23 protein-coding genes are annotated in these 20,122 nt (G+C 67.2%); 11 read left to right on the plus strand and 12 right to left on the minus strand.

The features are described 5' to 3' along the window. Positions 1-40 precede the first annotated feature (40 nt). Complete coding sequence (locus EAH76_RS13190; RefSeq protein ID WP_140850736.1) at positions 41-337, plus strand: SEL1-like repeat protein; 297 nt, start codon at positions 41-43, stop codon at positions 335-337. 3 nt (positions 338-340) lie between these two features. Here EAH76_RS13190 and topA read toward each other — a convergent pair whose 3' ends face one another. The 4 genes from topA to plsY form a co-directional block, all read right to left on the minus strand. Next, entirely contained in the window at positions 341-2,986 is a 2,646-nt protein-coding gene (gene topA / locus EAH76_RS13195) for a type I DNA topoisomerase (RefSeq protein ID WP_140850737.1), read from the minus strand. Between the two features lie 271 nt (positions 2,987-3,257). Beyond that, complete coding sequence (locus tag EAH76_RS13200; RefSeq protein ID WP_140850738.1) at positions 3,258-5,135, minus strand: ABC transporter ATP-binding protein; 1,878 nt, start codon at positions 5,133-5,135, stop codon at positions 3,258-3,260. Between the two features lie 150 nt (positions 5,136-5,285). Continuing rightward, entirely contained in the window at positions 5,286-6,413 is a 1,128-nt protein-coding gene (dprA, locus tag EAH76_RS13205) for a DNA-processing protein DprA (protein WP_140850739.1), read from the minus strand. Then, positions 6,406-6,990 carry a glycerol-3-phosphate 1-O-acyltransferase PlsY gene (plsY, locus tag EAH76_RS13210; RefSeq protein ID WP_140850740.1) on the minus strand — a complete coding sequence of 195 codons (585 nt, stop codon included), beginning with the start codon at positions 6,988-6,990 and terminating at the stop codon, positions 6,406-6,408. Before plsY ends, dprA begins: the two co-directional genes overlap by 8 nt. A gap of 128 nt (positions 6,991-7,118) precedes the next feature. On the opposite strand from plsY, the gene murI reads away from it, so the two are divergent. Together murI and hemA are read left to right on the plus strand one after the other, a co-directional pair. Then, positions 7,119-7,913: a glutamate racemase gene (murI, locus tag EAH76_RS13215; RefSeq protein WP_140850741.1), complete on the plus strand. Its 795-nt coding sequence runs from the start codon at positions 7,119-7,121 to the stop codon at positions 7,911-7,913. A gap of 70 nt (positions 7,914-7,983) precedes the next feature. After that, complete coding sequence (gene hemA / locus EAH76_RS13220; protein WP_140850742.1) at positions 7,984-9,225, plus strand: 5-aminolevulinate synthase; 1,242 nt, start codon at positions 7,984-7,986, stop codon at positions 9,223-9,225. Here the strand turns inward: hemA and EAH76_RS13225 are convergent. The 7 genes from EAH76_RS13225 to EAH76_RS13255 form a co-directional block, all read right to left on the minus strand. Further along, positions 9,222-9,782: a Uma2 family endonuclease gene (locus EAH76_RS13225; RefSeq protein ID WP_140850743.1), complete on the minus strand. Its 561-nt coding sequence runs from the start codon at positions 9,780-9,782 to the stop codon at positions 9,222-9,224. The two genes, hemA and EAH76_RS13225, sit on opposite strands and share 4 nt — an antisense overlap. Before the next feature lie 176 nt (positions 9,783-9,958). Beyond that, positions 9,959-10,399: a DUF3429 domain-containing protein gene (locus EAH76_RS13230; RefSeq protein WP_140850744.1), complete on the minus strand. Its 441-nt coding sequence runs from the start codon at positions 10,397-10,399 to the stop codon at positions 9,959-9,961. Continuing rightward, positions 10,396-11,073: a class I SAM-dependent methyltransferase gene (locus tag EAH76_RS13235; protein WP_140850745.1), complete on the minus strand. Its 678-nt coding sequence runs from the start codon at positions 11,071-11,073 to the stop codon at positions 10,396-10,398. The genes EAH76_RS13230 and EAH76_RS13235 overlap by 4 nt, the downstream gene beginning before the upstream one ends. Beyond that, positions 11,070-12,335 carry a DUF3419 family protein gene (locus EAH76_RS13240; protein ID WP_241659686.1) on the minus strand — a complete coding sequence of 422 codons (1,266 nt, stop codon included), beginning with the start codon at positions 12,333-12,335 and terminating at the stop codon, positions 11,070-11,072. Before EAH76_RS13240 ends, EAH76_RS13235 begins: the two co-directional genes overlap by 4 nt. A 266-nt stretch (positions 12,336-12,601) precedes the next feature. Then, positions 12,602-13,156 carry a fasciclin domain-containing protein gene (locus EAH76_RS13245; RefSeq protein WP_140850746.1) on the minus strand — a complete coding sequence of 185 codons (555 nt, stop codon included), beginning with the start codon at positions 13,154-13,156 and terminating at the stop codon, positions 12,602-12,604. A 95-nt stretch (positions 13,157-13,251) separates the two neighbouring features. Further along, entirely contained in the window at positions 13,252-14,004 is a 753-nt protein-coding gene (locus tag EAH76_RS13250) for an anti-sigma factor (protein ID WP_140850747.1), read from the minus strand. Further along, positions 14,001-14,597 (minus strand): sigma-70 family RNA polymerase sigma factor, encoded by a 597-nt coding sequence (locus EAH76_RS13255; protein ID WP_241659687.1) that lies wholly within the window; start codon positions 14,595-14,597, stop codon positions 14,001-14,003. Before EAH76_RS13255 ends, EAH76_RS13250 begins: the two co-directional genes overlap by 4 nt. Positions 14,598-14,733: 136 nt before the next feature. Between EAH76_RS13255 and rpiB the strand changes: the two genes are divergently transcribed. The 7 genes from rpiB (at position 14,734) to EAH76_RS13290 (ending at position 18,870) form a co-directional block, all read left to right on the plus strand. After that, a complete protein-coding gene (rpiB, locus tag EAH76_RS13260; RefSeq protein ID WP_140850748.1) occupies positions 14,734-15,186 on the plus strand; it encodes a ribose 5-phosphate isomerase B in 453 nt (150 codons plus the stop codon). After that, the gene (glyA, locus tag EAH76_RS13265) at positions 15,183-16,496 is read left to right on the plus strand and encodes a serine hydroxymethyltransferase (protein WP_140850749.1); all 1,314 of its coding nucleotides are present in this window, start codon (positions 15,183-15,185) and stop codon (positions 16,494-16,496) included. The genes rpiB and glyA overlap by 4 nt, the downstream gene beginning before the upstream one ends. Position 16,497: 1 nt before the next feature. After that, positions 16,498-16,752, plus strand: coding sequence for a hypothetical protein (locus EAH76_RS13270; protein ID WP_140850750.1), 255 nt, complete (start codon positions 16,498-16,500; stop codon positions 16,750-16,752). Between the two features lie 3 nt (positions 16,753-16,755). Continuing rightward, positions 16,756-17,217 (plus strand): transcriptional regulator NrdR, encoded by a 462-nt coding sequence (nrdR, locus tag EAH76_RS13275; protein ID WP_133191383.1) that lies wholly within the window; start codon positions 16,756-16,758, stop codon positions 17,215-17,217. Next, positions 17,214-17,951, plus strand: a complete 738-nt coding sequence (locus EAH76_RS13280; RefSeq protein ID WP_140850751.1) for an RNA methyltransferase — start codon at positions 17,214-17,216, stop codon at positions 17,949-17,951. The genes nrdR and EAH76_RS13280 overlap by 4 nt, the downstream gene beginning before the upstream one ends. 91 nt (positions 17,952-18,042) lie before the next feature. After that, positions 18,043-18,303: a hypothetical protein gene (locus EAH76_RS13285; RefSeq protein WP_140850752.1), complete on the plus strand. Its 261-nt coding sequence runs from the start codon at positions 18,043-18,045 to the stop codon at positions 18,301-18,303. A gap of 357 nt (positions 18,304-18,660) precedes the next feature. Next, positions 18,661-18,870, plus strand: coding sequence for a hypothetical protein (locus EAH76_RS13290; protein WP_140850753.1), 210 nt, complete (start codon positions 18,661-18,663; stop codon positions 18,868-18,870). Between the two features lie 4 nt (positions 18,871-18,874). Here the strand turns inward: EAH76_RS13290 and EAH76_RS13295 are convergent, their stop codons facing one another. Further along, the gene (locus EAH76_RS13295; protein ID WP_140850754.1) at positions 18,875-19,177 is read right to left on the minus strand and encodes a chorismate mutase; all 303 of its coding nucleotides are present in this window, start codon (positions 19,175-19,177) and stop codon (positions 18,875-18,877) included. A gap of 209 nt (positions 19,178-19,386) precedes the next feature. Between EAH76_RS13295 and rpsD the strand changes: the two genes are divergently transcribed. After that, complete coding sequence (gene rpsD, locus EAH76_RS13300) at positions 19,387-20,001, plus strand: 30S ribosomal protein S4 (protein ID WP_010184468.1); 615 nt, start codon at positions 19,387-19,389, stop codon at positions 19,999-20,001. Positions 20,002-20,122: the final 121 nt, after the last annotated feature.

Consider the following 20,122-nt stretch of genomic DNA (forward strand, 5'->3'; position numbering starts at 1 on the left):
ATGGTCGTCTCAACAGAAATGGTTAACGGGGGTTTACGACATGGGCACGAGCCTGAAGCACGCACAATTCCTGACCGACAGTCGCGTGGCCGACGCGGCGCTGGGCGATGCCGACGCCTGTTACGAACTCGGCATGGTCTATTCGAGCGGCGCCGCCGGCGTCGGGGTCGACCTGATCGAAGCGCATAAATGGTTCAACCTCGCCGCCGTCGCCGGCAGCGAGATCGCCAAGGATTGCCGCCGCGACATCGCCGAAGACATGACGGCGCGAGAGATCGCCGCCGCCCAGGCCGCGGCGCGTGCCGTGCTCGTCAGCCGACAGCGCCGCGCGGCCTGATCCTTATTCCGCCGCTGCCGTAACTTTCTTGGCAGGGGCTTTCTTGGCCGCGGGCTTCTTCGCCGCAGGCTTCTTCGCGGGTGCCTTCTTGACGGCGGGCTCGCCTGCCGCGGCTGCTTCGGCCGCAGGCTTCTTGGCTGCCGCCTTTTTCGCGGGCGCCTTCTTGGCCGCTGCCTTCTTCTTACCCTTGGTCGGCGGTGCCGCCGCCGCGCGTGCGTCGATCAGCTCCGCCGCTTCCTCGAGCGTCAGCGCATCCTTCTCGATCGACTTGGGCAGCGTCGCATTGGTCGTACCGTCGGTGACGTAGGCGCCGTAGCGCCCCTCCATCAGCTTGATCTCGGCCTCGCTGCGCGGGTGCAGCCCGAGCACTTTCAGCGGTGCCTGCGCGCCGCGCTGCTGCCGCCCGCCGCCTGCTGCCGCCTCGGCGAGCTTGACGACCGCGGCGTTCATGCCCGTTTCGAACACGTCGTCGGTCGATGTCAGCCGCGCATATTTGCCGGCGTGCTTCAGATACGGGCCATAGCGACCGATCGCCGCCGTGATCGGCTCACCGGTTTCGGGGTGCGTGCCGATCGTGCGCGGCAGCGACAGCAGTTTCAGCGCCCATTCGAGATCGAGCTCGCCGATATCCTTCGGGATCGACGCCATCTTGCGCGTCTCGCCTTCGCCGATCTGGATATACGGCCCGAAGCGCCCCGACTTGCGCTCGACCGGGAGGCCGGTCTCGGGATCGTTGCCCAGCGTCTCAGGACCGGTGTCGACGCCTTCGCCATCCGCGCCCGGCTGGCCGAAGCGGCGGGTGTATTTGCAGTCGGGATAGTTGGAGCACGCCACGAACGCGCCGAACTTGCCGCCACGCAAGGCGAGCTGCCCCTTGCCGCAATTCGGGCACAGCCGCGGATCGCTGCCATCGGCCATCGGCGGGAAGAGATAGGGCGCCAGGAACTTGTCGAGCTCGGCGGTCACTTCGGACGGCTTCTGCTCCATCACCTCGGTCGTGCGCGGCTTGAAATCGCGCCAGAACGCCTCGAGCACGGCTTGCCATTCGGCGCGCCCGCCCGAGACTTCGTCGAGCTCGTCCTCAAGGCCCGAGGTGAAATCGTAACTCACATATCGCTCGAAGAAGCGTTCGAGGAACGCCGTCACCAGGCGCCCTGATTCCTCGGCGAAGAAACGGTTCTTCTCGACGCGGACGTATTCGCGGTCCTTGAGCGTCTTGATGATCGAGGCATAGGTCGACGGGCGGCCGATGCCGAGCTCTTCCAGGCGCTTGACCAGCGAGGCCTCGGAGAAGCGCGGCGGCGGCTGGGTGAAATGCTGCTCGGCATTCACGCCCTTCTTGGCGGGGGCATCCCCCTCGCGAAGACGCGGCAGGCGGCGCGCGTCTTCGTCCTGCGTGTCGTCCGAGCCTTCTTCGTAGAGCGCGAGATAGCCGGGGAAGAGCACGACCTGGCCGGTCGCGCGCAGGCCGGTCTGGCCGGTGCCGTCGAGCATCTCGACCGTGGTGCGCTCCATCCGCGCCGACGCCATCTGGCTGGCGAGCGCGCGCTTGAAGATCAGGTCGTACAGCCGCGCATGATCGCCGCCGCCGGCCTTGTCCTTGCCGAAATCGGTCGGGCGGATCGCCTCGTGCGCTTCCTGCGCATTCTTCGCCTTGGTCTGATAGACGCGCGGCTTGTCGGGGACATAGCTCGCATCATAGCGGTTGGCGACGGCGAGACGCGCGGCCGAGATCGCGCTCGAATCCATCTGCACGCCGTCGGTACGCATATAGGTGATCGCGCCGTCCTCGTAGAGGCCCTGTGCGATCCGCATCGTGTGGTCGGCCGAGAAGCCGAGCTTGCGCGAGGCTTCCTGCTGGAGCGTCGAGGTGGTGAAAGGCGGCGGCGGGTTGCGCGTCGCGGGCTTCACTTCGACCGTTTGCACGGTGAACGCGCCGCTCTCGACCGCAGCCTTGGCGCGCATCGCCGTGCCCTCTTCCCCGATCGACAGGCGGTCGAGCTTCTTGCCCTCGAACTGGACGAGGCGCGCCTGGAACGGGGTGCCGTCCTGCTCCATCTCGGCGGTGACCGACCAATATTCCTGTGCGCGGAAGGCTTCGATCTCGCGCTCGCGGCTGACGATCAGGCGCAGCGCGACCGACTGGACGCGGCCGGCCGACTTGGCGCCGGGGAGCTTGCGCCACAGCACCGGCGAGAGCGTGAAGCCGACGAGATAGTCGAGCGCGCGGCGTGCGCGGTAGGCGTCGATCAGATCGGTATCGAGCTCGCGCGGATGCTTCATCGCCTCGGTCACCGTCGCCTTGGTGATCGCGTTGAAGGTGACGCGCTGGACGTCCTTGGGGAGCGCCTTGCGGTTCCGCAGCACTTCCTGGACGTGCCAGCTGATCGCCTCGCCTTCGCGATCGGGATCGGTCGCGAGGATCAGGCGGTCGGCGGTCTTGGCGAGATCGGTGATCGCCTTCAACTGCTTGGTCTTGTCGGCGTAATTCTCCCATTCCATCGCGAACCCTTCGTCGGGATTCACCGATCCGTCCTTGGGCGGCAGATCGCGGACATGGCCGTAGCTCGCGAGCACGCGATAGTCAGAACCGAGATATTTCTCGATGGTCTTCGCCTTGGCGGGCGATTCTACGATGACAAGCTGCATGGTGGTTCAAAGCGTCCTTACGTGTACGCGCGAGGATGGAGAGACGAAGGCGGCGGCGTCAAGCCGTGGCCAGAGGACCGGCTCGACCGCGCAGACGGGCAGATCGCTGCGGCGGCAGGCCGCCACGCGCCTGGACAGCGTTTCCGGAAGCGATGCGCGCCGCGGCAAAAAGGGGAGGGGGAGGCGCATCGCGGCGCCTTCTGCCACAAGCGCCGCGCCGGGGGACAGCGATTTGTCTCTCCCGCGCCGGCCACGCCGCGCGAGCGGGGCGTCACCCCCGCTCGCGCTCGGCCAGGTTGCTCCAGGCGGTCAGCATCGCGCCGCCCAGTTTGCGCCCGTGCTCCATCGACGCGTCGCGCAGTCGCCCGCCCGCCGCTGCGAGATCGAGCGAGCGGCTCTGCCCCCGGTCGAGCCCTTCGACCTGCATCACCCACAATTGCCGGAACGCCCCGCCTTTCTGGCGCAGCAGCAGCTGCGGCGGTCCGTCCTCGATGATCCGGCCCTTGTCGACCACGATCACGCGGTCGAACCCGACGATCGTCGACAGCCGATGCGCGACCGCGATCACCGTGCGGTTGCGGACCAGCGCATCGAGCCCGTTCTGCACTTCGAGTTCGCTCTCCGAATCGAGCGCGCTGGTCGCCTCGTCGAGCAGCACGATCCGCGCATTCTTGAGGAAGGCGCGCGCGATGCCGATCCGCTGGCGCTGCCCGCCCGACAAATTGGCGCCGCGCTCGCCGACGACGGTGTCGTAGCCGTGCGACAGGCGGCGAATGAAATCGTCGCAGCCGGCTGCATCGGCGGCGGCATGGACGTCCTCGTCGCTCGCATCGGGGCGCGCGATGCGGATATTGTCCATCACCGAGCGGTGGAACAGCAGCACCTCCTGCGGCACGACGGCGATCGCGTCGCGCAGCGATTCCTGCGTGACATGGTCGATCCGCTGCCCGTCGATCGCGAGATGGCCGATCTGCGGATCGTGGAAGCGCTGGATCAGCTGGAGCAGCGAGGATTTCCCCGCGCCCGACGCGCCGACGATGCCGAGCTTCTGCCCGGCGGGCACGTGCAGCGACAGATCGTGGACGATCGGGTCGCGCGGATCATAGCCGAAGGTGACGTTGGCGACGTCGACGGTTCCCTCGCCGACGCGCAGCCGCGTCGCGTCGGGTGCATCGCTCAGCGTCTGCGGCACGCCGATGATATCGAGCGTCTCGCGCAGGTAACTGAACTGCTGGCTGGTATCGATCACCGCCATGGCGAGATCGCGCGAGCCGTTGAGGATGCGGAAGGTCATCGTGCTGATGATCACGACGTCGCCGGTCGAGATCGCGCCGGTCGACCAGCGCCCGATCGCCCAGATCAGCGTGCCGCCGACCAGCACTGCGAGCGCGAGGTCGTGCAGCCCGCGCATCTGCTCGACGAAGAACCAGCCGCGGCGCTGCGCATCGGCTTCCTTGTCGAGAAATCCCTCGAGCCGGTCGAGCTCGCGGTCGCGCGCGGCGAACGCCTTCACCACCCAGATATTGCCGATCATGTCGATCAGCTCGCCGCCCGCGCGCCCGGCATGCTGCGCGAACGCGGTGTGGTGGACATGGCCGCGCAGGCCCAGCAGGATCAGCGCGATGGTGACGAGCAGGAAGACGCCGCCGAGGATCGCCGCCATCGCGGCATCGATCGTCACGAAGATCAGCATCGCGCCGGCAAAGGCGATCAGCGGCGGCGTCACTTCGCGCAGCAGCCGGTGCATGATCGCGCCGAAGATCCCAGCGAGCCCTGAAATGCGGTGGCCGAGCGAACCGGCGCGCTGGTTCTGGAAGAACGGCATCTGGTGGCCGGTCAGGTAATTGACCATGTCGAGCCGGATGCCGACCCCCGAGCTGACCGTCGCCTGCCCGAGCGTCAGCGCCGAGGCGCGCTGCAACAGGCTTTCGACGATGACGAGGCCGAGAAACACCGCGAGCGAGGCATAGACCGTGCCGCGCGCGCGGACGCCGCCGGTCATCGCATCGATCAGCAGCTTCATCGCGTATTGAATTCCGATCGAACTGATCGAGGCAGCGGCGACGAGCAAGCCGAGCGCCAGGAAGATCCACGGGCGTGCGGCGACATAGTGCATCAGGAAACGTGTCGGACTGTGCAGAAAGGGCAAGGCATCGGCTCCGCGTAAGTGCAGGTCTGCTGCGGTGCCGTAACGATCGACGCAAGCCGAAGTTTCTGGAGCGCCCGATATGCGCGGTGGTCGGAGCGTTTGACTGTGCCGCGCCGCCCTCTGCTCATGCGGAGCGGTCAGATCTTGGCGCTATTGGCGGCCGGGGGCGTGCTCAGGCGGGAAAGCGAGCAGCGCGACTCGCGCGCCGGCATGCCGCTCGAGCCGGCCGGCGAGTTCGAGCTCGAGCAGCACCGTTTGGACGATCGCCGGGCTGTGGCCCGACTGGCGGATCAGCTCGTCAATCGCGACCGGCACGGGGCCGAGCAAGCCCAGGATGTCGCGGCGTTCGGCGTCGCTCGCATCGGCGGGGGGTGGCGCGGCAAAGGGGGTGCGGGTGGTACGGACCATCCGCCGGTCGATCGGCCGCAGCGTTTCGAGCACGTCGGCGGCGCTCTGCACCAGCGTCGCACCGTCGCGGATCAGCCCGTTGCAGCCTTGCGCGCGCGGGTCGAGCGGGCTGCCGGGCACCGCCATCACCTCGCGGCCGAGTTCGCCCGCGAGCCGCGCGGTGATCAGCGACCCCGATTTGGGCGCCGCCTCGACCACCACCGTGCCGAGCGCGAGTCCTGCGATGATACGATTGCGATAGGGGAAGTGGCGCGCGCGCGGCTCGGTGCCGGGGGGCTGCTCGGCGATCAGCAGCCCTTCATTGGCGATCCGCTCCTGCAGCGCGGCGTTTTCGGGCGGATAGACCACGTCGATCCCGCCTGCGATCACGCCGATCGTGCCCGTCTCGATCGACCCGATATGCGCCGCGGTATCGACCCCGCGCGCGAGCCCCGAGACGATCGCGACCTCCTCCTGCCCGAGTTCGGCGGCGAGCTGGCGGGCGAAGCGGCATGCCGCGGCCGACGCATTGCGCGCGCCGACCAGCGCGATCGTCGTGCGCGCGAGCAGTTCGGTGCGCCCGCGCAGAATGATAGCGGGGGGCGCATCATCGAGCTGGGCGAGCAGCGCGGGATAATCGGGATCGCCGAGAAACAGGTGGCGCGCACCGAGTCGTGCGACGAGCGCCAGTTCGCGCTCGGCCAGCGCCACCGGGGCGACCGGTGGCGGGGTGCCGCCGCCGCGGGCTGCCAAATGCGGCAGCGCCTCGAGCGCGGCCGCGGCACTGCCGAAGCGCGCGAGCAAGTGCGCGTAGCTGACCGGGCCGATCTGCGCGGTGCGAATCAGGCGGAGGCGGGCGACTGCGCCGTTCTCTCGCCCGCCATCAGCCATGTTTGCTGCCGACGCGCGGCTCGACCCCGCTTACCAGCCGCTCGATGTTCGCGCGATGCTTCCACACCACGATCAAGGCGAGCGCGAGCAGCAGCAGCACGACGTCGAACTGCGAGAAATAGGCCGCACTGAGCGGCGCGCTGATCGCGGCGAGCATTCCGGCGAGCGACGAGATGCGGAAAAGCGCGAGCAAGGCGATCCACACCAGCGCATAGACCAGCCCGATCGGCCAGTGCAGCGCGAGCACGATGCCGAGCAGCGTGGCCACGCCCTTGCCGCCCTTGAAGCCGAGCCAGACGGGGTAGCAATGCCCGAGAAACGCCGCCGCCGCGGCGATCACGCCGTTGCCGCCGAGATAGCGTTCGGCGATCCACACTGCGGCAAAACCCTTGAACGCATCGAGCAGCAGCGTCGCCGCCGCCAGCCCCTTGCGCCCGGTGCGCAGCACATTGGTCGCGCCGATATTGCCCGACCCGATCGTGCGCAGATCGCCCGCGCCCGCCATCCGCGTCAGCAGGACGCCGAACGGGATCGAGCCCAGCAGATAGCCAAGCACCAGCGCGGCGGCAGGTGCCATCCAGAGAGTAACGATCGACACGGTTTCAGCCCCCAAGCGCCCTGCGCATAGCATATCGCGCGGATATTGGGCACCTCTCCCGGACCGTGACGATTTGTCAAATCGCTGCGCTGGGTTATGGCGCGGCGATGGATTCACGACCCGTTCTGTTTTTTGATTCCGGCATCGGCGGCCTGTCGGTGCTCGCCGCGGCGCGCGCGCTGCTGCCGCAGATGCCGGTCGTCTATGTCGCCGATTCGGCGGGGTTTCCGTACGGCACCAAGAGCGAGGCCGAGATCGCCGCGCGCGTGCCCGCGCTGCTCGGGCGGCTGGCCGAGCGCTATCGCCCGCGGCTGATCGTGATCGCGTGCAACACCGCCTCGACGATCGCGCTCGCCGCGGTGCGCGAGGCGCTCGACGTGCCGGTGGTGGGGACGGTGCCGGCGATCAAACCGGCCGCCTTGGTCAGCAAGACGCGTGTGATCGGGGTGCTCGGCACCAATGCGACGGTGCGCCAGCCCTATGTCGACGATCTCGCGACGCGATTCGCGGCCGATTGCACGGTGCTGCGGCATGGCTCGGCCGAACTGGTCGAGCTCGCCGAGGCCAAGCTCCACGGCCATGCCACCGACCCGGCGCGCTACGCCGCGATCCTCGACGGATTGTTCGGCCAGCCGGGCGGCGCGCGAATCGACACGATCGTCAACGCCTGCACGCATTTCCCGCTCGTCGGCGACGAATTGGCCGCCGCCGCGCCGCGCCCGGTGAGCTTCGTCGATGGCAGTGCGGGGATCGCGCGGCGGATCGCGTTCCTGACGCAGGGGGAGGGCTGGCCCGAGGCGGCGGGCGACGGGCGCGCGGTGTTCACCGCGAGCGACGCGACGACCGAGGCGCTGGCGCCCGCGCTGGCGCGGTTCGGCCTCACACGACGTGAGACATTATGACCACCCGTTCGATCACGCTGATCGCGTAAACCCGCTGGAATTTCGCGCGATCAAGGTCTAGATCGCGGCGATGGACGTGGACACACCGCCTCGCGGAGTCGATTACTCCCGAATCTTCACGCAGGCGATCGATCGTCTGCATGTCGAGGGGCGCTATCGCGTCTTCATCGACATCCTGCGCAACAAGGGTGCGTTTCCCAACGCGCGCTGCTTTGCCGGGCATAACGGCCCCAAGCCGATTACGGTGTGGTGCTCGAACGACTATCTCGCGATGGGCCAGCACCCCGATGTGATCGCCGCGATGGAAGGTGCGCTGCACGATGTCGGCGCGGGCTCGGGCGGCACGCGCAATATCGGCGGCAACACGCATTACCATGTCGATCTCGAGGCCGAGCTTGCCGATCTGCACGGCAAGGAAGGCGCCTTGCTGTTCACCAGCGGGTACGTCTCGAACGAGGCGACGCTGGCGACGCTCGCCAAGGTGCTGCCGGGCTGCGTGATTTTCTCGGACGAACTCAACCACGCTTCGATGATCGCGGGGATCCGCAATTCGGGGTGCGAGAAGCACGTCTTCCGCCACAACGACGTCGCGCATCTCGAGGAGCTGCTCGCTGCTGCCGATCCGACGGTGCCCAAGCTGATCGCGTTCGAGAGCGTCTATTCGATGGACGGCGATGTCGCGCCGATCGCCGAGATCTGCGATCTCGCCGACCGCTACAATGCGCTGACCTATCTCGACGAAGTCCATGCCGTCGGCATGTACGGCGCGCGCGGCGGCGGCATTTCGGAGCGCGACGGCGTCGCCCACCGGCTGACGATCATCGAGGGGACGCTCGGCAAGGCGATCGGCGTGATGGGCGGTTACATCAGCGCCGACCAGACGATCATCGACGTGATCCGCTCGTACGCGCCGGGGTTCATCTTCACCACCTCGCTGTCGCCGGTGCTGGTCGCCGGCGCGCTGGCCGCAGTCCGCCACCTCAAGGCGTCGAGCGTCGAGCGCGACGGGCAGCAGGCCGCGGCGACGATGCTCAAGACGCTGTTCGCCGAGTCCGGCCTGCCGGTGATGGATTCGACCACGCATATCGTGCCGCTGATGGTCGGGGATCCGATCAAGGCGAAGAAGATCAGCGATATCCTGCTCGCCGAATACGGCGTGTACGTTCAGCCGATCAATTACCCGACCGTGCCGCGCGGCACCGAGCGGCTGCGCTTCACGCCGGGGCCTGCGCATGACACCGCGATGATGCGCGATCTGACCGATGCGCTGGTCGAGATCTGGAGCCGGTTGGAGCTGCGCAAGGCGGCCTAAGCGACGGTGATTGTCGCGGACGTGCCTGGCACCGCGAGCGGCTGGTCGAACGGGACGACGGAACGCTCGGCGTAGCGGTCGCCTTCGGGCGAACGCATCACGTGCATGACGCTCGCGCCGACATCGGCGACCCAATAGTCGGGCACGCCCGCTTCCGCATATTCTGTCTGCTTCTCGCCGAGATCGGTGCCGAGCGTGGTCACGGCGATCTCGACGATCAGCACAACGCGATCCGGCGGGACTGGGCCACGCGATGGTACGTCGGGCAGGACGACGGCAATGTCCGCGCCGCGGATCGTCAGCGGACCGATGCCGATCATCAGATGGACCGCCAATCGACGGTCGGTTGAGGAGTAGGCGGTGATCAGTTTTGTGATCAGCCTGGCGGTCATCTCGCCATGCGAGAAGCCCCCGGACATCATCTTGCGCAATTCCCCCCGGACGAGCTCGACGTTCATGTCATTGAAGGCGCCAGCGTCGTGCATCCGCAGATACTCGCGCGCGGTGAACAGCGTCTCGGGGACGGACTCGACGGCGCGGCGGACCGGCTTGTTCATGCCGGCAGGCTTATCACAGGCCTGCGCCGCCCGCGAAAGCCGCGGAACCGCCCCGTGCACCCTTCGTTACGTCTCTGAAATCAGAGGAGGAAACTATGGGTAAGGGTTGTATCTTATGGCTGATCGGCGTGCCGATCCCGGTCATTCTGCTGCTGTGGCTGCTCTTCGGCCGCTGATCAGAGCGCCCCGATCAACAGCGTCAGCAGCCCCAGGCCGAGCGACAGCGGGATGCGCAGCCGCATCCACCAGATCGGGACAAGCCCGCGCTTGGCGAGGAGCCAATCCACGCCAAGCGCCGCGATCAAGGCGCCGCCTAGCAGGACGAGAGATGGCCCCGGCCACGGTTCGCCGACCGCCCAGGGCACTGCGCTGGCGAGCGCGATGAGCGAGGGGACGATCGCGGCGACCCACAGCCATTCGGGCGGGCGCTCCTTGCTCGCCGCGATCCCCCACCACAGTCCGCCGAGAAAGCTCAGGATCAAAGCGGCATAGGCGTAGCCGAGCGACAGCGCGGCAAAGCGCAGCGCCGGATCTCCGCTCAGCACCACCGCCGCCGCCGCGAGCTGCGGCAGCAGCCCCGCGAGCCCGAGCCAGCGCGGCAGCTGCGGCGGGTTCATGCCGCGGGGCGCATGATGCTGCCCGACCAGGCATAGCCGCGATAGAGCGGGCGGAAGCGCGCGGTCGCCCCGGCCTCGCTCGCCGCTTCGATCAGCGCGGGTTGCAGCGTCGCGCGGGGCGCCACGTCGAACTTGGCGAGCCAGGCGAACAAAGCGGCGCGAAATGCCCGCGGCAAACGCTCCTGCTGGCCGAAATCGACGACGTCGAGCCGTCCGCCCGGCGCGAGCTTGTCGGCACCCTCACGGATCGCGCCGCGCCAGTCGGGAATCATCGACAGCGTATAGCTCTGGAAGATCCGGTCGAAGTGCGTCACGCCGAACAGCGCGGTCGCGTCGAACGCGGTCGCATCGCCCTGTGCGAGCACGATCTGGCCGCTCAACCCCGCCGCCGCGACCTTCGCGCGGGCGGTCTCGAGCATCGCTTCCGAAATATCGATCCCGAAGAAGCGCGCGTCGGGCCATCTGCGGGCCGCGGCGATCAGGTTGCGCCCGGTACCGCAGCCGATCTCGAGCACGCTGCCCCCGGCTGGCGGGGCGATCCCGGCGATCAGCGAGTCGCGCCCGAGCAGGTAATATTTGCGCGTCAGATCATAGATATGGCGCTGCGACCGGTAGATCGCATCCATCTGCCCGGCATGTCCCGACGCCGCCTCTACCGCTGCCGCGTCGCTCATCCGAGCACGTAGAGGTGGACGCCGCCATAGATCGAGGAGCGGTCGCGCTTGGTGTAATCGAGCGAATCTTCGGCGCGATACTGCCACTTGCCGAGGATCGCGTCGGGCACGCGGCCGGGCAGGATCGTCGGCTCGCCGGCGGTGCGGAACAGCACGCGCGCGCCGGGCTTGGCCGTGCGCGTGATCTCGCTCCACAGGTCGGTCAGCTGCGCATCGGTCATCCAGTCCTGCGCATCGAGCAGGATATAGCGGTCGAGCGAGGCGTCGCCCTGCTCGCGGAGATAATCGGTGAAATTGGTGTGGCGCACTTCGATCCGCGAGGCGCGCTCGACGATCTCGGCATAATGGTCGCGCTGGAGATAGGGCGGCAGCGGGGCGGCGGCATCCTTGCCGTAACCGCGGCCGAACGCCTGCCAGGCGAAATAATTGTCCTTGATGTCGAAGTCGCAGGCGAGCTTTTCGAGCCGCTCGCGCAACACCACCGCCATCTTCTCGTCGCCGGCGAGCGCTTCATATTGCGCGGGCGGAATGCCGAGCCCGAAGAGCGAGGCAGGCTGATCGGTAATCCATTTGACGAAGCCCTTGTCGAAGAAGGGCGCGAATTCGCGGTCGAAGATCTCGCGCTGTTCCTCGATCGATTTCGCGGTGAGCAGGACCTTGGGGTTCACCCCGTTGAGCCGTGCCAGCAGGTGCGCGACGCCGATGAAATTGCCGAGCAGCCCGCGCTTGTAGACGTTCTTGGCGAACCCGCCGATCCGGCGACGTCCGACCATGTCGCGGCCTTCCCAATAGGCGAGCGACGTCGCATCGAGATGGGGGCGGATATAGGTGCGATAGGCGAGCACGTTCTGGCGGCTGTTGGCCTGCGCGAAGAAGCGGTGGAAGGCGTCGTAATCGGGCAGATGCCGCGCGGCGACGAGCTTCAATTTGTTGAGCGCGATATGCGCCGGGTTGAGATCGACCGCGGTGATCGCGCGCGGGTCGGCGGTGAGGTACGACATCATGTTGCACCCGCCCGAGGCGATCGTGACGACATGGCTGTCGGGCGTGATGGCGAGCGCTTCCATGTCGACCGCGGGATCTTCCCAGATCTGCGCATAAACCAGGCCGCGAAACGCGAAAGTGAAGGCGCGTTCGAGCAGGCCCTGTTTCGAGAGATGCTTGTGCTGCAGCACGGCGTTGCGCACCGCACGGTTCTTGACCGGGCGTTTGCCAGGACGGTGGACCACGCGGTCCTTGAGCGATCGGAGGGCATTGGCCATGAAAAACTCTCCTGCCGGACGATCCCGCCAAGAGTGCGGCGAGCGGTAGGGCACACGCACTACGACGATCCGGTGACGCTTCCATGACGGGATCGCGTCCAAATGAAAAGGACCTGCCGGCTAAAGGGGGGCCGACAGGTCCGTTTACGCCACCGTTCGTCGCAAAGGAGGGGATCCGACGACGGTGTTACACGCCGCTGCTTGGGGCAACGACGCGGTAGATACGCACGGGTGGCATCGCTGGATGCACGCCCGCGCAACAAACTTTACGGCATCATCACGGTGTCGATGACGTGGATCACGCCGTTCGACTGCATCACATTGGCAATGGTCACTTTTCCCTTGTGGCCCTTGCCGTCCATGATGCCCCAGCCATTGCCCGACTTCATGAAGGTCAACGTGCCGCCCTGGACGGTCGTATAGGTCGCCTTGCCCATATTGGCCTTGGCCTTGGCGGCGATGTCCTGCGCGGTGATCGTGCCGGGCACGACGTGATAGGTCAGCACCGCGGCCAACGTCGCCTTGTTCTCGGGCTTGAGCAGCGTGTCGACCGTGCCCTTGGGCAGCTTGGCGAAGGCGGCGTTGGTCGGGGCGAAGACGGTGAACGGGCCGGGGCCGCTCAGCGTCTCGACGAGACCCGCGGCCTTGACCGCGGCGACGAGCGTGGTGTGGTCCTTCGAATTGACGGCATTCTCGACAATATTCTTGGTCGGATACATCGCGGCGCCGCCGACCATCGGGTTGGTCTGGGCATAAGCGAGCGACGCGCCGCTGAGGGCGATTGCGGCGGCAACGATCGAGGTGCGGATGGTGCGGTTCATGGGCTTCTCTCCAACGGTTCGCCCGGTGGACCGGACGCGGCGGAGCTACGCGGCAGCAGCCGTTACGGATGCAATCGGACCTATTCGCGAAACGCTTAAACGCGCGAGAGCGCACCCGTTGCGACGACCGGCCCGGTCGGCAGCCCGGTTGTCGAGCCGCCGATCGGCTCGAGCGACACGGCGAGCGTCGCGCCGGCGGTAATCCGTGCACGATTTTCCGCGGTGAGCGTCAACGCCGTGCCGCCATGCGCTGCGAGCAGGCCGAGCGAATGCGGCGTCCCGCCCGCCGGGATCACCCACAGTTCGGCGGTGCGCTTGGCATCGGCCAGGCTCGCCTCGGTGAGACGGAGTGACCCGGCGCCGGCATTATAGACGACGGTGACGGGCGCGCCCTTCGCGGTCGGCGTGATCGAGGCGACCAAGGTCGGACCGGTCTCGACCACGCGTGGCGTGGCCGGCGCCTGAGGCCGCGGCGGTACGGCGAGCGGACGCGTGAACAGCACGACCAGCAAGGCCGCGGCGGCGAGGCTCGAAAGCGCGGCGATGCCCGGCCACAGCTTGCTCGGCGTGCGCACCGGCAGTGTCGCGACGGTCGCCGCGCCGCTGCCGTGCAGCGACCGCTCGATCCGCGCGAACAGATCGGGCGCGGGCATTTCAGGCCATTGCGCGAACAGCTGCGCGAAATGCAGGCGCCAGGCCTCGACCGAGCGCGCGAACGCCGGCTCGGCCAGCACGCGCCGCGTCGCGGCCGCACCCGCGTCGCCGTCGAGCAGGCCGAGCGCGAACTCGCCCGCGGTCATGTCGGGCAGATCGTCGTCATGGACATCGGAGGGTGGCACGTCGCTCATCCCTCGAGACACGCTTTCAGACGCGCGAGACCACGGCGCACCCAGCTCTTCATCGTGCCGAGCGGCACCGCCTCGCGCTCGGCGAGCTCGGCATAGGTCACGCCATCGAAGAAGGCGGTGCGGATCGCGGCGCGCTGCCGCTCCTCGAGACTGTCGAGACACGCGTGCAGCTGGTGCGACGCCTCGTCCTCGAGCATCGTCTCGCTGACGAGCGGCGCGGTGTCGAGAATCGGCGGCGCATCCTCGATCGGCGTCGAGCGGCGCACGGTCTGCGCGCGCTGCCAGTCGATCGCCCGGTTGCGCGCGATCGTCGCCAGCCAGGTGATCGGGCTGGCGCGTGCGGGTTCGTAAGCGCCGGCGCGTTTCCAGATGGTGAGATATACGTCGTGCAACACGTCTTCCGCAGCCTGCCTTTCGCCGCAGATACGGTAGCAGATCCCGAATAGCTTCGCGGAGGTCAGCGAATAGAGATCGCGGAACGCCGCGCGATCTTCCTCGCCCGTGCGGATCAGCGCTTCGACCAGCCGGACACGCGCCGCGTCGGCCGTCTCGGCGACGGCACTGGCGGGGTGGCGGGGCGCTGAATCTATCACAGATCAACATCATAGCCGCGGCCGCGATGCATCGCAATCGCCACGCGGCAATTCTGCGCGCTTGAGTGTGGCAATTTCGCGCATGCTTGGCTAAAGCGCTGGCGATCCGCTCAACTCCATTGGGAGCGCGCCTCCGTTGCGCATCGCCATCGCCTCCGACCACGCCGCTTTTGCGTTGAAAGGTCTGCTCGCTGCCTGGCTCGTGGGGGAGGGGCATGACGTGGTCGATCTCGGCCCCGACAGCGACGCCCGCGTCGATTATCCCGATTTCGGCTATCGCCTCGCCGACGCCGTCGCGACGGGTGCGGCCGAGCGCGGCATTGCGTTGTGTGGCTCGGGCATCGGCATCTCGATCGCGGTCAATCGCCACCCGGCGATGCGCTGCGCGCTCGTCTCGGAACCGCTGTCCGCCGCGCTGGCGCGCGAGCATAACGACGCCAACGTCGTCGCGCTCGGCGCGCGGCTGACCGGCGAGGACATGGCCAAGGCATGTGTCACCGCTTTCCTGACCACCGAATTCGCCGGTGGCCGCCATCAAACCCGCGTCGACAAGCTCGGCGCCCCAGCTCTCGCGAAGGACCCGGCATGAGCACCAACCCTACCATCCTCCACGACGTCCAGCCCGACGGTTTCTTCACGCGCGGCCTGGCCGAGGCCGATCCCGCAGTGTTCGCCGGCGTCCAGCACGAACTGACGCGTGAGCAGACGCAGATCGAGCTGATCGCCTCCGAGAACATCGTGTCGAAGGCGGTGCTGCAGGCGCAGGGCTCGGTGTTCACCAACAAATATGCCGAAGGCTATCCCGGCAAGCGCTATTACCAGGGCTGCCACCCGTCGGACGAGGTCGAGCAGCTGGCGATCGACCGCGCCAAGCAGCTGTTCGCCTGCGCCTATGTCAACGTCCAGCCGCATTCGGGCGCGCAGGCGAACGGCGCGGTGATGCTGGCGCTGGTCAAGCCGGGCGAGACGATCCTCGGCATGAGCCTCGATGCCGGCGGCCATCTGACGCACGGCGCGCGCGCGGCGATGTCGGGCAAATGGTTCAACGCCGTGCAGTATGGCGTCGATCCGGTGACCCATCTGATCGACTTCGACGAAGTCGCGACGCTCGCGCGCGAGCACAAGCCCAAGCTGATCATCGCGGGCGGCTCGGCCTATCCGCGCCAGATCGATTTCGCCAAGTTCCGCGCGATCGCCGACGAGGTCGGCGCGTTCTTCATGGTCGACATGGCGCATTTCGCCGGGCTGGTCGCAGCAGGCCTGCATCCCTCGCCGCTGCCCCATGCGCATGTCGTGACGACGACGACGCACAAGACGCTGCGCGGGCCCCGCGGCGGCATGATCCTCAGCAATGACGAGGCGCTCGGCAAGAAGTTCAATTCGGCGGTGTTCCCGGGGCTCCAGGGCGGTCCGCTGATGCACGTCATCGCCGCCAAGGCGGTCGCGTTCGGCGAGGCGCTCGAGCCCGGCTACAAAAGCTACATCGCCGCGGTGATGGAGAATGCCAAGGTGCTCGCGGCAACGCTCAAGGAGCGTGGCGCGGAGATCGTCTCGGGCGGAACCGACACGCATCTCGCGCTGATCGACCTGACCCCGCTCGGGGTCACCGGCAAGGATGCCGACGAAGCGCTCGAGCGGGCGAACATCACCTGCAACAAGAACGGCATCCCCAACGATCCGCTGCCGCCGACCAAGACCAGCGGGATCCGCGTCGGTACCCCCGCGGGCACGACGCGCGGCTTCGGCCCGGCCGAGTTCCGCGAGATCGGCAACATGGTCGCCGACGTGCTCGACGGCCTGCGCCAGAAGGGCGAAGGCGGCGACCCCGCGGTCGAAGCCGCTGTACGTGAGCGTGTTATTGCACTATGTCACCGGTTCCCGATCTATCCGGAGAGCTGACATGACCGACCACGCTGGTGACGAGAAGCCCAAGACCACTTTCGAGGACATGGCCCGCGCCGTGGGTGACGACGTGGTGGAAGTACTCGACAGCGCGGTCGACAAGACGAGCACGCTGATCGGCGGCGAGGACGGCAACCGACTCGTCGGCGGCGCCGTCGTCGGCGCGCTGGCGGCGATCGTGCTGCCCTTTTCGCTGGTGACGGGCGCTCTGCTCGGAGTCGGCTACGCCGCTTATCGAAAGTTGAACAAATAGAAGATGCGCTGCCCCTTTTGCGGACATGAAGACAGCCAGGTCAAGGATTCGCGTCCGACCGAAGATGCCGGCGCGATCCGCCGCCGGCGCCAGTGCGAAGGGTGTGCAGCGCGCTTCACCACGTTCGAACGAATCCAGCTGCGCGAGCTGACGGTGCTCAAGAGCGAGGACAAGCGCGAGCCGTTCGACCGCGAGAAGCTCTTGCGCTCGGTCTCGATCGCGGCGCGAAAGCGGCCGATCGAGGCGGTGCGGCTCGAGAAGCTCGTCTCGGGAATCCAGCGCCAGCTCGAGACGCAGGGCGAGAGCGAAGTGCGCTCGGGGCGGATCGGCGAGATGGTGATGGAAGGGCTCAAAGGCCTCGATTCGGTCGCCTATATCCGCTTCGCCAGCGTCTATAAGGATTTCCGCGAGGCGCGCGATTTCGAGGAGTTCGCCGGCACGGTGAGCGAGGTCGGCAAGGCGTGAGCACGCTTCCGGCTGTTCCGCCGCCCGTCCTCGTCCTCGTCCGCCCGCAGCTTGGCGAGAATATCGGCAAGGCCGCGCGCGCGATGCTCAATTTCGGGCTGGTCGAGATGCGGCTGGTGTCGCCGCGCGACGGTTGGCCCAATCCGTCGGCCGGCCCCGCGGCTTCGGGTGCCGATATCGTGCTCGAGCGTGCGCAAGTCTATGAGACCGTCGCCGCGGCGGTCGCCGATTGCAGCCATGTCTATGCGACCACGGTGCGCAAACGCGGCGTGACCAAGCCGGTGGTGACCCCCGAACAGGCTGCCGCCGCGATCCATTCCGGGCCGGGCCGGGCCGCGATCCTGTTCGGGCCCGAGCGTTCGGGGCTCGAAACCGATGACGTCGCGCTCGCCCGCACGATCATCACCGTGCCGATCAACCCCGAATTCGGCTCGCTCAACCTCGCGCAGGCTGTGATCCTGGTCGCGTACGAATGGTCGAAGGGGATGGGGCTCGCCCAGCCGCCGGCGGTCGAGCTGCACGAGGCGGCACCCCAGGCCGAGCTCGACGGGATGATCGGCCAGCTCGACGCGATGCTCGTCGCGACCGACTTCTTCTATCCGCCCGACCGCACGCCCGTGACGCGGCGGACGCTGCGCACCTTGCTGACCAAGCCCGGCTGGTCGGCGCAGGAAGTGCGGACGTTGCGCGGGGTGTTGTCGGCGCTGTCGGGCAAGACGCCACGCGGGCAATAACCGCAAAATAGAGTCGATCCGACCTGTTGACGTAGCGAAACGATTGAAGAATAACGGAGCGGCTTGGGGAGACGGTATGAAACGCTGTTCTATGACCATCGTCGCTGTGTTGTTCGCGGGACCTGCGCTCGCGCAAACCGCGCCCGTTTCGCAGTCGCCGGCAAAGCCCAAGACTACCTGCCGCACGGCGGTGATCACCGGCTCGCGGATGCCGGTCCGGACATGTCATGCCGCCAAGGAATGGGCTGACGTCGATTCGGGGCATCGCCGCGATGTCGATCGCGGCAATTTGGTGCTGAACACGATCTCCAAGGCGCAGACCGATTCTGTCGGAACGCCGTCGTTCCAATAATCGATACCGCTCGGGACGATGGTACGCGGGAAGTACCCCCCGGTATTACGCGACCGTCGAGTGCTGATTGAGCCTACGCCTAGCGGGACCCGCAATGTGCGGTGAGAGTCGCAATCGTGCGCACGTTGGGCATCAGGTGCCGATTGCTTGGTCATCAACTCCAATGGCTGCCGTTCGCCATCGCTTTCGAACGGCGTGTCATGGGCACGTGCTAAAAAGACAATGCGCGCCTCTTGATGGTCGCTTCGCGCCACTATATTGCGATGCCGCAACGATTTTCTGCGAGCGCACCCAAGCCCTTCCCCGGAGATTGCGATGAAAATGGTAGTGGCGTTTGCGCTTATATGCGCTCCGATCGTGGCACATGCCGCCGACCCTGTCCCCGCGGCCGCACCGGGCGAGAAGGAAAAGAAGGTCTGCCGCAGCGAGGAATCGACCGGCTCGCTGTTCGTCAAGCGCGTCTGCCACACCAAGATCGAATGGGCGGCACTCGACCTCGAGGGTCGGCGCTCGGCCGAGCATATCCAGAACCAGAGCCGCGGCAACGGCGTCGACGTCCCGCGCTAAACGCTCAGCGTCGGTCGAACGCGGCCAGTTCGTAGGCGATCGACGCTTCGACCAATTGCTCCCAAAGGTCGGCAACGATCGCTTCGGGCACGCCCGCCGCTTGCGCCGCGGCCACCGCATTGGCGATGACCTGCGTCTTGCGCGCCTCGTCGCGCACCGCCGTCCGCGCGGGTTTGATCCGCGCGGCGGCGTCCATATAGGCGAAGCGGCGCGCCAGCAGCGCGACCAGGTCGCGATCGATCTGGTCGACGCCGGCGCGGACCTCGATCATGGTGGCGCAGTCGGGGCCGGAAAGGATCTCGCTCATGCCCGCGGTCTTGGCGGGGCGGATCGTGCCTGTCCAGCTTGACTCGCGTGGCCCACGCGGCTAGGCCCCCACCTTCGCAAATGGCCCCGCACCCCGGTGAAGTGGTGGCCCTGCCTCGATCCTTACAGATCTGGATAGAGCGATACCGGGTATCGATCTCCTGCCCCGGCAGGCGGTCTTGTCACGAAGCACTTGCCAAGGAATATCACATGTCGAAGCGTTCAAGCGCAAAGTACAAGCTCGATCGCCGGATGGGCGAGAACATCTGGGGTCGTCCCAAGTCGCCCGTCAACAAGCGCGAATACGGCCCGGGCCAGCACGGCCAGCGCCGCAAGGGCAAGGTCTCGGACTTCGGCATCCAGCTGCGCGCCAAGCAGAAGCTCAAGGGCTATTATGGCGACGTGACCGAGAAGCAGTTCCGCGCCTGCTACACCGAAGCCGCCCGCATGAAGGGCGACACCGGCCAGAACCTGATCGGCCTGCTCGAGCAGCGTCTCGACATGATCGTGTATCGTGCGAAGTTCGCCCCGACCGTCTGGGCGGCGCGTCAGCTCGTTTCGCACGGCCATGTCCGCGTCAACGGCGTGAAGTGCAACATCGCCTCGCGTCGCTGCTTCGTCGGTGACGAGATCACGCTCGGCACCAAGGCCAAGGAAATGGCGCTGGTGCTCGAAGCGCAGCAGCTCGCCGAGCGCGAAATCCCCGATTATGTCGCTCCCGACGGCGCGGCGAAGGTTACCTTCACGCGCGTGCCGGCCCTCGACGAAGTGCCGTATCCGGTGAAGATGGAACCGAACCTGGTGGTCGAGTTCTACAGCCGCTGAGGCAAGGCTCCGGCGAAGCTGGAGCCAAGCGGATATCAGCGGCTCGGCCGGCGGTGCCACGGCACCGTCCGACGACGTGGCTCTGCCACGGCGCGATCCGAACCAAGAAGGGCGGCCCCGC

The organism is Sphingomonas glacialis, from assembly GCF_006439055.1.
GTDB lineage: Bacteria > Pseudomonadota > Alphaproteobacteria > Sphingomonadales > Sphingomonadaceae > Sphingomonas > Sphingomonas glacialis_A.